This is a genomic window from Nocardia blacklockiae (genome assembly GCF_015477355.1).
In the GTDB taxonomy this organism is placed as follows: domain Bacteria; phylum Actinomycetota; class Actinomycetes; order Mycobacteriales; family Mycobacteriaceae; genus Nocardia; species Nocardia blacklockiae.
On the sequence record NZ_JADLRJ010000005.1, the window covers coordinates 389,875 to 405,046 of the forward strand.

Genomic DNA, 15,172 nt, shown 5'->3' on the forward strand with positions numbered 1-15,172 from the left:
CCATCCCCGCGACCACGAATCCACACTTCTCGTCATCCCGGGATGAGCACTCACGGCACACGTCACGTTCGTACCGGCCCGTAGCTTTCTATCGCGCGTAGGGTGTCGACATGCCTGACACTATGGCTACATCCACAGTGGCAACGGTGCCGAGAGATAGAACGGCTGGACACATGGCGCCTACCCATAGCACCTCCCCCGGCCTGCGGCCCGACCGTTTCGATCGAGACGGACGGGAGCAGCTCATCGACGTCGGCGACGTGCGCGCGGCGCTGCCCGGCATCCGGCGGCTACGGCAGTGGGCGCACGACGCCCTGGCCGCGCGGCCCGGCGAGAGCGCGGTCGACATCGGGTCCGGCAACGGGTCGGAGGTGCTCGCCTTCGCCCAGGCGGTCGGGCCCACGGGCACCGCGGTCGGCGTGGAGCCCGATCCGGACCTGCTCGCCACCGCCGAGCGCCGGGCCGAATCCGCCGGATCCGCCGCCCGATTCGTGCCCGGCGACGCCTACAACCTGCCGCTCGGCAGCGACAGCTTCGACGTCGCGCTGTGCGAACGGGTGTTCCAGCACCTGACCAACCCGGCCCGCGCGGCCGGTGAGATCGCGCGCGTACTGCGCCCGGGCGGTCGCGTGGTGGTGATGGACAGCGACTGGGGCACCGCCCTGGTGCACCCCGGCGACCGCCACGTCGTGCACGAGGTGATCGAGACCCTGATCAGCAACACCACCGAGCCCTTCGCCGGCCGCCGCCTCCCCGGCCTCCTCACCGGCGCGGGCCTGGTGATCGACGACGTCGGCTCACACGCCTTGGTCCAGGACTCCACCGCCGGCGCAGGCGCCCTGGTAGGCCGAGTCTCCGCCATGGCAGTCGCCCGCGGCGCGATCACCGAACAACAACGCACCCAACTACTCACCGACCTCGACGCAGGCGCCCGAACCGGAGACATCCACCTCTCCGTAACCATCTTCGCCGTCCTAGCCCACAAGCCGGAATAGGCCGACGACCCGAGGCCCGTCCCGTGGCGCACCGCTAAAGGACCTTCCCTGGTACGCCACGGACGGCCCAGCCGCAAGAGCCCGCCCCGCGGAGGGTCCCCCACCCGCTAGCTAGCGATTCCAGCCTCCACGAGGAACTCGGCCATGGCGTGCCCCGTCCCAAAGCGCCACGGGAGCTTTGTCTTGGCGCACCACTGTGACCCACTATTCCGGCGAGCCACCATCCCCGTCGTTCCGGCGCCCTCGGCGCCGGAACGACGGGGTCACTGCTACTTCCCGAGGTACTTCTCCGTGGCCGCCAGGAGCACACACGTGGCCAGGCCGTTCATCGCCGCCTCCAGGTCCGCCAGGGACGGGAAGCTCGGGGCGATGCGAATGTTCTTGTCCTCCGGGTCTTTTCCGTACGGGAAGGCCGAACCCGCGGGGGTGAGGGCGATACCGGCCTCCTTGGCGAGCTTCACGACGCGGGCGGCGGTGCCCTCCAGGACGTCGAGGCTCACGAAGTAGCCGCCCTTGGGCTCGGTCCAGGACGCCACCTTGGAGGCGCCCAGCCGCTCCTCCAGAATGCGCAGCACCAGTTTGAATTTGGGCTCCAGCACGGCGCGGTGCTTCTGCATGTGCGTCCGCACGCCCTCGGCGTCGCCGAAGAAGCGGAGGTGGCGCAGCTGGTTGATCTTGTCGGGGCCGATGCTCTTCTTCGACAGGTGCTTCAGATACCAGTCCAGGTTGGCCGTCGACCCGCCGATGAAGCTGACCCCCGACCCGGCGAAGGTGATCTTCGACGTGGAGGCGAACACGAAGGGCCGGTTCGGGTTTCCGGCGGCCGCGGCCATGCCGAGCACGTCCAGCACCGGCGCGGCGGTGTCGGTCAGCGGGTGCACGGCGTAGGCGTTGTCCCAGAACAGCCGGAAGTCGGGCGCCGCGGCGGGCATCGAAACCAGTTCGCGGACAACGTCTTCGGAGAAGGTGACGCCGGTCGGGTTGGAGTAGTTGGGCACCGCCCACAGGCCCTTGATCTGCGGGTCGGCCGCCACCAGCTCGGCGATGGCGCGCACGTCCGGGCCGTCGTGGTGCATGGCGACGGGAATCATCTCGATGCCGAGGGATTCGGTGATCGCGAAGTGCCGGTCGTAACCGGGCGCGGGGCACACGAACTTGATCGGCTCGTCCGCCCAGCGGCGCGCGGAGTCGACCGTGCCGTGCAGCATCGCGTACACGATGACGTCGTGCATCAGCTCGAGGCTGGCGTTGTTGCCGGCCAGCAGGTTGTCCACCGGGATCCCGAGCAGCTCGCCGAAGATGGCGCGCAGCTCCGGAAGGCCGTGCAGCCCACCGTAATTGCGGCAGTCGGTGCCCGAGCCGTCGCGGAAGTCGCCGGGACCGGGCAGCGTGAGCAGTTCCGCGGAGAGGTCCAGTTGTTCCGGCGACGGCTTGCCTCGGGTGATGTCCAGCGTGAGCTTCTCGGTCTCGAGCTTCGCGTAGTTCGCGGTCTGCGTCTCGTGTTCGGACACGAGTTCCGCGTGGCTCATCAAACCGATCTGCGTTTGCCGGGGCATCCTGAGCAGCCTTTCAAGCAGCGAGGTACAGGGTTGCGGACCGAGTGCTTCTGGCGCCGGTCCAGCCGACCACGTTACCCGCCGCGGGCGCTGTGCTGCAGAGGAGTTTCGGATCTCCGGACAACCCCCGGCCCCGAGAAGATAAGGGGACCCCGCGCACCCGGCAGAGCCCGTTGACCCTTGCTGCCTTCCGGCCCTGGGGGAGTTCACAGGATGCGCGCCGCGCGGGATCCATCGGCAAGTGTAGCGACTGTGCGCCCCGACACCGAAACGGCCCCTCGGCACCGCTCTCACCAGGGCGGACGGTTCGCGCGCGGGCGGCGGGCCGGTGCCCCCACAACTGGGCCCACGACGTGAGTCGCCCGAATCGCTACGATCTGTGCGACATTTCGAGGGGGCTTCCGCGCCACGACCGGAGGATTTGACAGTGACAGGCACCAACCCACCGCACGACCGGGATCAGCCGGCGCAGAGCGGGCAATCCAGTGAAACGCAGTGGTGGTCGACGCCTATGTCGAGCCCGGAGAACCCGGTCACGGGCACGGATCCGACGGTGTACGGCGGCGGGCAGGGCCCGGTGACGGGCACCGACCCGACCGTGTACGGCGGCGGGCAGGGCCCGGTCACCGGCACCGACCCGACCGTGCTGGGCGCGGGCTTCGACAACTATCTCGGCGCGTCGCAGCCGCAGTATCCGCAGCAGAGCCAGCCGCAGTACCCGCAGCAGCAGGCGCAGCCGGGCTACCCCGCGCCGCCCTACGGCGGCGCGCCCTACGGACAGCAGCCGTATCGGCCGCCGTACCCGCCCAAGAAGTCCAGTGCCGCACCCTGGATCATCGGCGGCGTGGTCGGCCTGGTGGTGCTCGTGGGCGTCGTGATCGGCATCGTGGCGATCGCGGCCGACGACAAGGGCGGCGGCAGCGGCGGGCTGTCCGGCAACGACAAGAAGCCCGACGGCAACTACGCGATGACCAACATCACCGACGCGTGCACGCTGGTCGACCCCACGGTGCTGCGCAAGTGGGCGCCCACCCCGAGCGGCGCCAACGAGCACACCGAACGCCAGCCCGACAGCAGCTACGGCGGCGGCTCGCTGGAGTGCCGGGCCTCCTACACCGGGGCCGGCAAGTACGGCGACGACGGCTCGGATCTGGACTTCGAGGCCGATTTCCAGTCCAAGTACGGCACACCGTCGTTCAACAGCTGGAAGGACTACGACACCAAGACCACCGGCAGCGGCCGCACCTCGGGCACCATCGCCGGCCTGGGCCAGGACGCCTACTACTCGATCTACGAGCAGAGCTACTCCAGCTTCGTCACCATGGACTACACCTGCGCGGTGCTGGACTCCAACCTCTCCGCCAAGGTGAAGATCTCGATCGACTCCTCGTCCGCCACCAACAAGGAGGACGTGGGCACGGTCTGCAAAGAGCAGCTCAAGAAGGCCCTCACCGCCCTGCACAAGTGACCGCGAACGCGAAAGCCGCCGGTAGCTCACTACCGGCGGCTTTTCCGCGGAGGATGCGGGATTCGAACCCGCGAGGGCTGTTAACCCAACCCGCGTTCCAGGCGAGCGCCATAGGCCACTAGGCGAATCCTCCGCGGAGCAGCATACCGGCCTGGCAGCGCGTGTGTAAAAACGGGTTCCGCCGGTCGGGCTCGAGCTGGTCCGATGATCATCGAGTCCGGGTGGCGACGGGGGCGGGGACCCAGTGCGGGTTCCGTCCGGTGATCGCGACGATGCGGTCGATGAGCGAGGCGTCAGCGGGCACCTGGACCGGCGACCCCCACAGGGCGGGGACGGGGGCGCTGGGCACGAAGGCGGTGACGTGGTCGAGGCAGGCGCGCAGGATCGGCTCCGGCAGGCGGAACGGCCGGCCGAGCGCCGCGGCGAGATCCCAGCCGTGCACCACCATCTCGGTGCACGCGATCCGGCCCCACAGTTCGTTCGACAGCTCGAGGCCGCCGGCCGTCGTGGTGCCGATCCACGCGGCGGGGTTGTCCCACGCCGTCCCCAGGGCGCGCACCTGGGCAGCGACCGCGCGCAGGTCGTCGGTGGACGACAGGTCGGCGGGGCCGCCCGCGAGGCCGGTCGCGCCCCGCGCGGTCTCCGCGATGTGGTCGACCAGCCCGCGCACGGTGTATTCGACGCAGGGCGTGGGGTTGCAGAGCTGAAAGCCGGAGATGCCCTCGAGCAGGTCGCTCATGGTGTGGCAGGCCGGTTTCAGGTCGATCATGACGTTCTCCTCCTGGTTCGGCACGATCGGGGGCGCGAGGGCCCCGGGAAGGTAGACCGCCGAGCGGACGCGAATTCATCGGTAGCGGAGACGTATTCGCGCAGCGCGCCTGTTTCTGACGACCGCGGGCTCGAGGGCGCAGGGGAGCCTAGCTCGTGGGCGCCGGGAGCGCAGCGGACTCAGGACGCGGCGGCGCGCAGCGCGGCGACCGCTTCCGTCAGCGCACCGGCCAGGAGGGACGCGTAATCGTCGAGGTCGGGGACGGCGGCGGGGTCGGCGTGCACCGACACCGTCACCGTGTCGCCGAGGCCGTGGACGCCGTGAGTGAGATGCATGACCGCTCCCAAGGCCGGGAAGCCGCCCGTGAAGCGGACCGCACCGCCGCCGAGAACGAGGTCCGCCGGGCCGCGGTGCACGCTCGAGACCACGGTGTGGCCGGAGAGGGCGTCGGGGACGAGATCCATTGGGTACCCGGCGATGTCGCGGCGCAGCACGGCCGCGGGTAGCGCCTCGGTCACGCGGTCCCGCACCGCGAGCAGCGGATGCGCGGCGCGGGCACGACGCGCGGCGAGATCGGCGGCGATGCGCCGGGCGCGCCGGACCGGATCCGGTTCCGTGCCGTGCAGTGCGGTGCCGACGTCGCGATAGTTGTTGCGGGAACGCCGGTTCCGTTCCGGCCGCGCCATCGACACCTGTGCCCCGAGTTCGGCGGCCGGTGCGCCGCGCGACGCGAGATAGCGGGTCAGCGCCGCGCCGATCGCGGTCAGCACCACGACGGTGACGGTGCTGCCGGGTACCCGCAGATCGTCCCGGACCAGCATGCGCACCACATGTGCCGAGGGCGCCGGGAGCCGATTGAGCGGCGTGGGCGCAAAACTCGGCGCGGGCGGCGCCACTTCCCCGCGCTCGGTGAGTACCGCGAGTTCGCGCCGCGCCCGCTCGGCGGCAAGCCCCCGTATCACGGTGCGCGCCAGCCGGACCGGATAGGCCATCAGCGAGCCGACCTCTCCCGCAGTCTCTTTCACCCCGCCGAGCGCACGCGGGGCCGAATCTTTCACCCCGCCGAGCTTCACCCGACCGAGCTTCACCCCGCCGAGCGCACGCCGGGCCGACCCGCCCCGCACTCGATGCGCGGTGTCCCGCTCGGCAGCGGCCCGCGGCTTCGGCTCGACGCGCGAACTGTCCACAGCCGTCCCCAACCCGTCGCCGGGAGTGGCGATCTCGGTGAACAGGGCGCGGGCGACGGCGGCGGCGCGGCGGCCGTCCGCCAGCGCGTGGGACAACTGGAGCACCGCGACGAGCGCGGGTTCGTCGCCGCCGGGCGCGCCGGTCACGGACCGGAACAGGTGCAGACGCCACGGGCAGCGCGCGGCGTCCACCCCCTGGCCGAGTATTTCGCCCAGTGCCGCAACGACATTCGCCCACGCCCGAGCCGCGACCGGGTGCTCGACGATCGGCTCGCCGCCGAACTCGGCCGCCACCCACCGCGGGTAGCCGAAGCGCCGTTCCCGTACCCGCACCGACAGATCGGCGATGCCCGCGCTCCGCCGCGCCAACTCGGCCCGCAATTCGTCCGATGGGCGTCCGGCGTCGGTGAAGCAGTACAGCAGGAACAGGTCGTTGCGGGTGCGGCGGGACAGCCAGAACCGGGTCGCGTCCTCGGGCGTCAGCGCGTCCATGCCGCCGACCATATCCGCCGAACCCCTCGATCGGCTGCGACGGAAGTGCTACCGTCTGTAGTAGAAGATCAGTTCTCTCCCTGGGTGGGGTGACTGCCATGGCAGTACGAGAAGGTGCCCTCGGTCGCAGGATCGCCGCACAAGCCGATTCCGCCGATCAACGATATTCCGCGGCCGCGTTCGTCAAACGGTCCGTCAACAAGGTCTTTCCGACGCACTGGTCGTTCCTGCTCGGTGAGATCGCCCTGTACAGCTTCCTCATCCTGCTGCTGTCCGGGGTGTATCTGACCCTGTTCTTCGACCCGTCGATGACCGAGGTGATCTACGACGGCACGTACCAGCCGCTGCGCGGGGTCACCATGTCGCGCGCCTACGAATCCGCGCTCGAGATCTCCTTCGACGTGCGCGGCGGCCTGTTCGTGCGGCAGGTACACCATTGGGCCGCACTGCTTTTCGCCGCGTCGATGATCGTGCACCTGTGCCGGGTCTTCTTCACCGGCGCCTTCCGCCGGCCGCGCGAGGCCAACTGGGTGCTCGGCGCGATCCTGTTGATCATCGCGATGTTCGAGGGCTTCTTCGGCTACTCGCTGCCCGACGACCTGCTCTCGGGCACCGGCCTGCGCGCCGCCTTCGCGGGAATCACCATGGGAATACCGGTGATCGGCACCTGGACGCACTGGCTGATGTTCGGCGGCGACTTCCCCGGCGAGATCATCATCCCCCGGCTGTTCATCGCGCACGTGCTGCTGTTTCCCGGCATCATGCTGGCGCTGATCGCCGCGCACATCGCGCTGGTCTGGTATCAGAAGCACACGCAGTACCCGGGTCCGGCGCGCACCGAGAAGAACGTGGTCGGCACCCGCATCGTGCCGGTGTTCTCGCTGGACCAGGGTGCGTTCTTCATGTTCACCCTGGGCGTGCTCGCGCTCATGGGCGGCCTGCTGCAGATCAATCCGATCTGGAATTTGGGCCCCTACAACCCTTCTCAGGTGTCGGCGGGCACGCAGCCGGACTTCTACCTGATGTGGACCGACGGCTTCCTGCGCCTGTTCCCGGCCTGGGAGCTGTACCTGTTCGGGCACACCGTGCCGGGCGCGTTCTCGGTGGCGATCGTGATGCCGCTGATCTTCGGGGCGCTGATCGCCTACCCCTGGATCGAGAAGCGCCTCACCAAGGACTACGCGCACCACAACCTGCTGCAACGCCCGCGCGACGTCCCGGTGCGCACCGCGATCGGCGCCATGTCGCTGGCCTTCTACGTGGTGCTGACGCTGGCCTGCGTCAACGACATCATCGCGTTCCGCTTCGACATCTCGCTCAACGCGACCACGTGGTTCTTCCGCATCGCCCTGCTGCTGGCGCCGCCGCTGGCCTACTTCGCTGCCTACCGGCTGTGCCTGGCCCTGCAACGCGGCGACCGATCGGTGCTCGAGCACGGCATCGAGACCGGGGTGGTGCGGCGGCTGCCGCACGGCGAGTACATCGAGATCCACCAGCCGCTCGGCCCGGTCGACGAGCACGGCCACCCGGTGCCGCTGCCCTACCAGGGCGCGCCGGTGCCGAAGAAAATGAATCGGCTGGGCCTGTCCGGCAAACCCGGCAGCGGCAGCTTCTTCCGCGCCGACCCGAGCACCGAGATCGAGCAGCTGCGGGCCACCGAGCACGAGCAGGAGCGCGAGCAGCTCGCGGTGCTGCGGCGGCGTCAAGACGACGGGGACTGACCGCGCCGTCGCGAAGGCCCCGAGTCGTGTCGACCCGGGGCCCTGTTCTCCCTCGTTCGAGGACCGCCGATCAGGCGCGCCCGAACTCCCCCGCGCTCACCTCCGTGACGAAGTCCGCCCACGCGCCGGGAGTGAATGCCAACACCGGACCATGTCCGCGGTCCTTGGTGTCGCGAACTGCAACATTGCCGTCGGCGAGAAATGCGACCTCCACGCAGTTTCCGTCGGGGCCGCTGTACGTGCTCTTGCGCCACACGGCACCGGTCGAATCAATCTGCACGGCACTGCTCCTTTGCTGCATCGAGAACGAGATAACCCTGGCATCGTATTTCTGGTACCGAGATCCCACTTTTTCGCGGAATCCCGCGATGCGCCTGGCAGAAGCGCGCAACATTGCACTTTGCTTCTTCGATAGTGCGTGCCCACGTCGCGGGCACCGCGGGGGACCTGCCCCCGGAGTGCACATTAGCAGTACACGCAATGAGCGGATGTATTCTTTTCGTTTTCAATCGGGCGTATTTCACTTTTTCGCCGACGGGATCCGGATAGCCGAACAATTGCCCCGACCGTTCGACGGGAGCGGTACAAACCCGGCAATGGGAGACCGTTTGCGTACGCCCGTACAACCCCGGCCGACCCGATAATCACCGCGTCGACGAAACCGTGGATCATGGGCAGGTGGTCGAACGTGATCGAGACGAGGGCGGACGTGCCCGAAATGCCCGACCCCGAGACCGATTCGGGCGCCCACTGCCGCCCGGCAGCGTCGGCGTCGAACGCGTGCCCGACGATCTGGACCTGTCGCCGGAGCAGACGCTCGACTACGCGCAGCGGCTGCTGGACGACGGGCTCGCCTTCAACGCCCACGAGGTGCTGGAGGCGGCGTGGAAGAACGGACCGTTCGCGGAGCGGATGCTGTGGCAGGGCCTGGCCCAGTTCGCGGTGGGCCTCACCCACATCCAGCGCGGCAATCCCAAGGGCGCTCGCACCCTGCTCGAGCGCGCGGCGGGCCGTCTGGACGCCTTCGGACCGGCCCCCTATCGCATCGACAGCGCGGGTCTGGTGGCCCATGCCGAGAGTCTGCTGGCGGATCTGGCCGCCGGCCGCGCCATCGGCAACGACCGGTTGCGGCCGCGTCTACGGGGCTGAACACAACCTGCGCGCCACCCCTACGATGGACCGACGTGGCCACCGATGAGCAGGAACCGCCGCGCGGGCGGGCCGGGGCGGGGCGATTCGCGCCCAGCCCCTCCGGCGACCTGCATCTGGGGAACCTGCGCACGGCCCTGCTGGCGTGGCTGTTCGCCCGGTCGACCGGGCGCGCCTTCCGCTTGCGCGTGGAGGATCTGGACCGGGTGCGCCCCGGCGCCGCCGAGCGGCAGCTGGCCGACCTGGCCGCACTGGGCCTGGACTGGGACCCGCCGGTGTGGCGGCAATCCGAACGGCTGGACCGCCACCACGCGGCCATCGACACCCTCACCGCCGCCGGACTGACCTACGAATGCTATTGCACGCGAAGGGAAATCCAGCAGGCCGTGACCGCGCCGCACGGCCCGATGGGCGCGTACCCAGGCACCTGCCGCGACCTCACCGCCGCCGCACGCGCCGCCCGCCGGGCCGAGGGACGCCCCGCCGCGCTGCGATTGCGCTCGCGGACAACCGAATACGAGATCGTCGACGAAATCCACGGGGCTTACCGCGGTGTCGTGGACGATTTCGTGCTGCGCCGCGGCGACGGCACCCCCGCCTACAACCTCGCGGTCGTGGTCGACGACGCCGAACAGGGAATCGATCAGGTGGTGCGCGGCGACGACCTGCTGCCCTCCACCCCGCGCCAGGCCTACCTCGCCACCCTGCTCGGCCTCGCGGTGCCGCGCTACGCTCACGTCCCGCTGGTGCTCAATCGCGAGGGGAAACGACTGGCCAAACGCGACGGCGCGGTCACGCTGGCCGACCGCGTGGCGCTGGGCGACACGCCGGAACAGGTGGTCGCACTGCTGGCGAACTCGCTCGGCTACACCGGATCCACCCCGGGTGCGCTGCTGTCCGAATTCCGGAGCGCGACGCTGCCGCGCGAGCCGTGGACACTCGACCCTCGGAACATGGTGAAATTCAGCCGGAATCCGTAACCTACGCAGAAGCCCGAAGCCACAACCATTCACAAGGACATTTGATGACGAGCGGTGGGTACGACCCCAACCAGTATCCGCAAGGCGGACAACCGCAAGGCCAGCCGTATCCCCAGGGCGGTGGCCAGCAGTATCCGCAAGGCGGCCAGCAGTTCCCGGGTCAGGAGCCCTACGGGCAGCAGCAGCCGTACGGCCAGCAGTACCCGCAGGGCGGACAGCCACAGTACGGCCAGCAGTATCCCCAGGGCGGCCAGCCGCAGTACGGGCAGCAGGAGCCGTACCCGCAGCAGCCCTACGGCCAGCAGCCGTACGGGCAGCAGCCGCCTCCGGGCCAGCCGTACGGCCAGCAGCCCTACGGCCAGCCGCAGTACGGCGCGCCGGGCGGTGCGGTCCCGGGTGACCTGGGCATCCGATTCGGCGCCCGCGTGATCGACGGCCTGATCATCGGCATCCCGATCGCGATCATCTTCTTCTTCATCGGCAACAGCCTCGGCGTGCAGATCATCGAGGGCATCGTCGCCGCGCTGGTCTACGTCGGCTACTACGTCGCGCTGGAGTCCTCGCAGGGCGCCACGCTGGGTAAGAAGATCCTCGGCCTGCGGGTGATCGCGCCCGGCGGCGGCAATGTCGACGCCGCCACCTCCTTCAAGCGCAACGCCTGGTACCTGGCCGGGGTCATCCCGTGCCTGGGTTCGCTGATCGAGATCGGCCTGATCATCTACATCGCCGTGACGATCTCCCAGGACCCGAACAAGCAGGGCTGGCACGACAAGTTCGCCGGCGGCACCCAGGTCCTCAAGGGCTGACCGGACCGAAACGCCAAGGGGCGCACCCGATTCCGGGTGCGCCCCTTGTTCGTATCCGAAAGCCTCAGTTGGAGATCGCGATATTCACCACGACCCAGACGATCTGCAGCACGATGGCGGCCGCACCGACCCAGATGCCCGACAGGGCCAGGCCGCGCCCCTCGCCGCCGCGCTCCTTGATCTGGTTCAGCGCGATGATGCCCAGCACGATCCCGACGATCGCGCCGATACAGGTGCACAGGCCGAGCACGGAGGCGATCAGCGAACCGATCGCGAGGCCGTTGGTGCCCTGCGCCTGCTGCTGGGGATAACCGTAGGGCTGGTAGGCGCCGCCGGCCGGGTAACCGTAGGCGGGCTGGCCGTAGGGCTGTCCACCCGGCTGACCGTACTGCTGGGCCCCCTGCTGGCCGTACTGCTGCGCGCCCGGCTGGCCGTAGGGTTGCGCACCCGGCTGAGCGTAGGGCTGCGAAGGCTGGGACGGCTGCTGCGGATAGCTCGGGTACTGCTGCTGCGGCGGCGGGGTGGCCGGCGGCTGCGGCTGCTGGTGCGGGCTGGAGGAGTAGCCCGCGGGCGGTGCGGACGGAGGCGGCGGCACCGCCGCGTGGCCCCCGGACTCCGACGACACGCCCTCGCCGCCGTATTGCTTCCACCACTCGTCGGAATCGCCGGGATTCGTCATTGCCACAGCCTATTCCACTCGCGGGCCGGTATCGTCGTCACCTCGTGAGGGATACCAGCCACACCACAGAAACCGACGGGTCTGGACGCCCCGCCACCGCGCACGCGGCATTCGCGCAGGCGGCGGGGGGTCCGTTCACGCTGATCGTGACGTTGTTCACGACCACCCTGATCATCTCCAACATCTGCGCCACCAAGGGCGTGCAGTTCTTCACCGACCACCACGTGTCCGTGGGGCCGCTGGAGGTGCTGCCGATCACCACCGACGGCGCCTTCTTCCTGTTCCCACTGGCTTACGTCATCGGCGATGTGCTCAGTGAGGTATACGGCTTCCGGGCCATGCGCCGCACCGTCTACTACGGCTTCGCCATGCTGCTGCTGATGGTGCTGTGCTTCTGGATCGCCATCGGGCTGCCCGCGGCCGGCTTCTACGAGAACCAGGACGCCTTCCGGACGGTCGTCGGCACCACCCCGCAACTGGTCGCCGCCGGACTGGCCGGTTTCGTGGTGGGCCAGTTCCTCAATTCCGTGACGCTGGTGCTGATCAAGGAGCGCACCAAGGAGAAGCACCTGTGGGCCCGGCTGCTCGGCTCCACCGTCGCCGGCGAATTCGGTGACACCCTGGTGTTCTGCTCCATCGCCGCGACCGCGATCGGCATCGACTCCTGGGGCGCGTTCGTCAACTACGTGATCGTCGGCTTCCTGTGGAAGACGCTGGTCGAGGTCTTCATCCTGCCGATCAGCTACCGCTGCATCGCGGCATTGAAGAAGCGTGAGCCCACCTACCAGCCGCTGGACCGCCCGGCGATCTACAGCTGATCCGCCGCCGTCATCCCGGCATACATAACGTCATCCCATAACGCCATCCCGGCATGCTTTTGGCCGGGATCCATCCTCGTGCGCAGGTGGATCCCGGCCAAAAGCGTGCCGGGATGACGGGGGGCCTTGCAGGGCTGACGGGGGACGTGCCGGGATGACGGAGGGGCGCACGAATGGCGCTGTGGCCCTAAGGGTTCCGGATGCGGCCCTGCCAGCGGCCCAGCGCCTCCGCCTTGTACTCGGGGAAGTAGCCGCCGTCGATGCTGGCGCGGATGCGGTCCACCAGGCGGACGGTGAACCGTTCGTTGTGGATGGTGCACAGGGTGGCCGCCAGCATTTCCTTCGCCTTGAACAGGTGGTGCAGGTAGGCGCGGGTGTAGTGCGCGCAGGTGTAGCAGTCGCAGGTCTCGTCGATGGGGGTGAAGTCGCGGCGGAAGCGGCTGGTGTTGATGTTGAAGCGACCGGTGTCGGCGTAGACGGCGGCATTGCGGGCGACCCGCGACGGGTTGACGCAGTCGAAGGTGTCCGCGCCGTTCTCGACCGCGACGAAGAGGTCCTCGGGCTCGCTGATGCCCAGCAGATGCCGCGGCTTGTCCTCGGGCAGTTCGTCGCAGCACCAGCCGACGATGGTGCCGAGGTTCTGCTTCTCCAGCGCGCCGCCGATGCCGTAGCCGTCGAACGCGCTGCCGCCGGCGCCCCGCATCGCGTCCAGCTCGCGACATGCCTTGCGGCGCAGGTCCTCGTACTGCGCGCCCTGGATCACGGCGAACAGCGCCTGATAGGGCCGGTGGGTGCGGGCCGCGGTCAGCCGCTCGTGCTCGTCGAGGCAGCGCTGCGCCCACTCGTGCGTGCGCCGCAGCGACTTCTCTTGGTAGGCACGGGTATTGAGCAAGGTGGTCAGCTCGTCGAAGGCGAACATGACGTCGGCGCCGAGCCGGTGCTGGATGCCCATCGACACCTCCGGCGTGAACCGGTGCTTCGAGCCGTCGAGGTGGGAGCGGAAGGTGACCCCGTCGTCGTCGACGGTCGCCAGCCGCTCCTTGCCCTTCGCGATGACATCGTCGTTCTGTACACCGACGGCGTCCATCGCCAGCACCTTCTTGAATCCGACGCCCAGCGACATCACCTGGAATCCGCCGCTGTCGGTGAAGGTAGGGCCCGGCCAGTTCATGAACCGGCCGAGCCCGCCGGCCTCGTCCACGATGTCGGAGCCGGGCTGCAGGTAGAGGTGGTAAGCGTTGGCCAGCAGCGCCTGCGCCCCGAGTGCGGCCATGGCCTCCGGCAGCACCGCCTTCACCGTCGCCTTGGTGCCCACGGGGATGAAGGCGGGGGTCGCGATGGTGCCGTGCGGCGTCGCGATCACGCCGGTGCGCGCGTGCCGTCCCGGCACCCGGGTACCGACGGTGAACGAGAACGACGCGGGATCGGGCACGCAGTCATAGTGCCAGGAGGCCGCGCGGCGGCGCGGCCTGCCCACCCGGTCGGCCGATCAGTCGAGGCAGAACTCGTTGCCCTCGGGATCGGCCATCACGATGTGCCCGTAGCCGAGCGGGGGCGCGGGTTCGTGGCGTTCGAGCCGGGTCGCACCGAAACCGACGAGCCGGTCGGCCTCCTTCTCCAGCGCCGCCATCCGTTCGTCGCCGCGCAGTTCCGGGGCGGCGCGCACGTCCAGGTGCACGCGGTTCTTCGCCTGCTTGCCCTCCGGCACCCGCTGGAAGAACAGCTGCGGGCCGACGCCCTCGGGATCGACCAGGCCCGACGCGTCGTTGCGGCGCTCGGGCGGCACGCCCATCGCGTCCAGGGCCTGGTCCCAGGTCTCGAAGCCGGGCGGCGGCGCCTGCAGCCGGTAGCCCATCGCCTCGGCCCAGAACGCGGCCAGTGCGGCCGGATCGGCGCAATCGAAGGTGATCTGCACATTGCGTGCCATGTCAGTTCGTCTCCTGTCGGTGGTGGGTGTGCAGGTACAGGTCGCGCAGCAGGCACACCTCGGCCAGATGGTGGATCAGTTCGCGGTGGATGTGCATGACCAGCGTGGCCATCGAGTATTCGGCGTACTCCCCCTCGGCCTCCCCGCAGGGCCGCGCGAGGCCGTCCTCGCCGAGGGCTTCGACCCCGGCCAGCCAGGTCTCGTACTCCGTGTCGAGCTGGTCCAGCGCCGCGGCGGCCGTCGCCGCGTAGTCGAAGGAGTAGTAGTCGGTGGGCGGGCGGCCGAAGTGCGCGGCGTTGCGCATCGCGAGCACGCCGACGATCACGTGGCCGAGCCGCCAGGCGATCGTGGTGAACGGCGGCGGGTCGGGCGGCGGGAACGCGAAATCGATGGTCACCGCGCCGGATCCGCCCTGCACGGGCGCGGTGGCGGTGCCGCGCGGCCGCACGTTCCAGCAGTCGGGCACGGGCTCCCAGAAGTATTCGTCGTCGGTCAGGCCCGCCAGGCGCGGACGCAGCTGGTGCGACCAGTGCCAGGTGAGCTGTTCGCGGAGTAGGGGGTTCCAGGTCCGGTCGGTCATGGACCCAGCCTGCACCGAATAGCGGACAGGATCGTTCCGTGATTC

At 69.4% G+C, this 15,172-nt stretch carries 15 protein-coding genes, 1 tRNA gene and 1 other RNA gene; 7 read left to right on the forward strand and 10 right to left on the reverse strand.

The genetic code is table 11. The annotated features are described in order from the left end of the window. Positions 1 to 173: 173 nt before the first annotated feature. Entirely contained in the window at positions 174 to 995 is an 822-nt protein-coding gene (locus IU476_RS18070; protein ID WP_195101580.1) for a methyltransferase domain-containing protein, read from the forward strand. 269 nt (positions 996 to 1,264) lie between these two features. Here IU476_RS18070 and IU476_RS18075 read toward each other — a convergent pair whose 3' ends face one another. Both IU476_RS18075 and ffs read right to left on the reverse strand, forming a co-directional pair. After that, positions 1,265 to 2,551, reverse strand: a complete 1,287-nt coding sequence (locus tag IU476_RS18075) for an aspartate aminotransferase type Ic (protein ID WP_195101582.1) — start codon at positions 2,549 to 2,551, stop codon at positions 1,265 to 1,267. Between the two features lie 141 nt (positions 2,552 to 2,692). After that, an RNA gene (gene ffs, locus IU476_RS18080) (signal recognition particle sRNA small type) lies at positions 2,693 to 2,787 on the reverse strand. A 191-nt stretch (positions 2,788 to 2,978) separates the two neighbouring features. On the opposite strand from ffs, the gene IU476_RS18085 reads away from it, so the two are divergent. Continuing rightward, entirely contained in the window at positions 2,979 to 4,019 is a 1,041-nt protein-coding gene (locus IU476_RS18085) for a hypothetical protein (protein WP_195101584.1), read from the forward strand. 47 nt (positions 4,020 to 4,066) lie between these two features. Here IU476_RS18085 and IU476_RS18090 read toward each other — a convergent pair. The 3 genes from IU476_RS18090 to IU476_RS18100 all read right to left on the reverse strand — a co-directional run bounded on the left by IU476_RS18090 (position 4,067) and on the right by IU476_RS18100 (position 6,467). Continuing rightward, a tRNA-Ser gene (locus IU476_RS18090) sits at positions 4,067 to 4,152 on the reverse strand. Between the two features lie 75 nt (positions 4,153 to 4,227). After that, positions 4,228 to 4,788 carry a TIGR03086 family metal-binding protein gene (locus IU476_RS18095; RefSeq protein WP_195101586.1) on the reverse strand — a complete coding sequence of 187 codons (561 nt, stop codon included), beginning with the start codon at positions 4,786 to 4,788 and terminating at the stop codon, positions 4,228 to 4,230. 179 nt (positions 4,789 to 4,967) lie between these two features. Next, complete coding sequence (locus IU476_RS18100; protein WP_195101588.1) at positions 4,968 to 6,467, reverse strand: WS/DGAT/MGAT family O-acyltransferase; 1,500 nt, start codon at positions 6,465 to 6,467, stop codon at positions 4,968 to 4,970. 98 nt (positions 6,468 to 6,565) lie between these two features. Between IU476_RS18100 and qcrB the strand changes: the two genes are divergently transcribed. Beyond that, positions 6,566 to 8,188 carry a cytochrome bc1 complex cytochrome b subunit gene (qcrB, locus tag IU476_RS18105; protein WP_195101590.1) on the forward strand — a complete coding sequence of 541 codons (1,623 nt, stop codon included), beginning with the start codon at positions 6,566 to 6,568 and terminating at the stop codon, positions 8,186 to 8,188. A gap of 70 nt (positions 8,189 to 8,258) precedes the next feature. Here qcrB and IU476_RS18110 read toward each other — a convergent pair whose 3' ends face one another. After that, complete coding sequence (locus IU476_RS18110) at positions 8,259 to 8,582, reverse strand: DUF397 domain-containing protein (protein WP_324194111.1); 324 nt, start codon at positions 8,580 to 8,582, stop codon at positions 8,259 to 8,261. Positions 8,583 to 8,866: 284 nt separating this feature from the next. Between IU476_RS18110 and IU476_RS18115 the strand changes: the two genes are divergently transcribed. From IU476_RS18115 to IU476_RS18125, 3 genes are read left to right on the forward strand one after another with little or no spacing between them, the layout of a single operon-like run. Further along, positions 8,867 to 9,337: a DUF309 domain-containing protein gene (locus tag IU476_RS18115; RefSeq protein ID WP_195101592.1), complete on the forward strand. Its 471-nt coding sequence runs from the start codon at positions 8,867 to 8,869 to the stop codon at positions 9,335 to 9,337. 35 nt (positions 9,338 to 9,372) lie between these two features. Beyond that, positions 9,373 to 10,317 carry a tRNA glutamyl-Q(34) synthetase GluQRS gene (gene gluQRS / locus IU476_RS18120; protein ID WP_195101594.1) on the forward strand — a complete coding sequence of 315 codons (945 nt, stop codon included), beginning with the start codon at positions 9,373 to 9,375 and terminating at the stop codon, positions 10,315 to 10,317. Between the two features lie 44 nt (positions 10,318 to 10,361). Continuing rightward, positions 10,362 to 11,123 carry an RDD family protein gene (locus IU476_RS18125; protein WP_195101596.1) on the forward strand — a complete coding sequence of 254 codons (762 nt, stop codon included), beginning with the start codon at positions 10,362 to 10,364 and terminating at the stop codon, positions 11,121 to 11,123. Between the two features lie 64 nt (positions 11,124 to 11,187). Here IU476_RS18125 and IU476_RS18130 read toward each other — a convergent pair whose 3' ends face one another. Next, positions 11,188 to 11,802 (reverse strand): DUF4190 domain-containing protein, encoded by a 615-nt coding sequence (locus IU476_RS18130; RefSeq protein WP_195101598.1) that lies wholly within the window; start codon positions 11,800 to 11,802, stop codon positions 11,188 to 11,190. A 44-nt stretch (positions 11,803 to 11,846) separates the two neighbouring features. On the opposite strand from IU476_RS18130, the gene IU476_RS18135 reads away from it, so the two are divergent. After that, complete coding sequence (locus IU476_RS18135; RefSeq protein ID WP_195101600.1) at positions 11,847 to 12,620, forward strand: queuosine precursor transporter; 774 nt, start codon at positions 11,847 to 11,849, stop codon at positions 12,618 to 12,620. A gap of 187 nt (positions 12,621 to 12,807) precedes the next feature. Here the strand turns inward: IU476_RS18135 and tgt are convergent, their stop codons facing one another. From tgt to IU476_RS18150, 3 genes are read right to left on the reverse strand one after another with little or no spacing between them, the layout of a single operon-like run. After that, a complete protein-coding gene (tgt, locus tag IU476_RS18140; RefSeq protein ID WP_195101603.1) occupies positions 12,808 to 14,052 on the reverse strand; it encodes a tRNA guanosine(34) transglycosylase Tgt in 1,245 nt (414 codons plus the stop codon). 57 nt (positions 14,053 to 14,109) lie between these two features. Beyond that, positions 14,110 to 14,547, reverse strand: coding sequence for a VOC family protein (locus IU476_RS18145; protein WP_195101605.1), 438 nt, complete (start codon positions 14,545 to 14,547; stop codon positions 14,110 to 14,112). 1 nt (position 14,548) lies between these two features. Then, on the reverse strand, positions 14,549 to 15,127 hold the full coding sequence (locus IU476_RS18150; RefSeq protein WP_195101608.1) for a DinB family protein: 579 nt from the start codon (positions 15,125 to 15,127) through the stop codon (positions 14,549 to 14,551). Positions 15,128 to 15,172 lie beyond the last annotated feature (45 nt).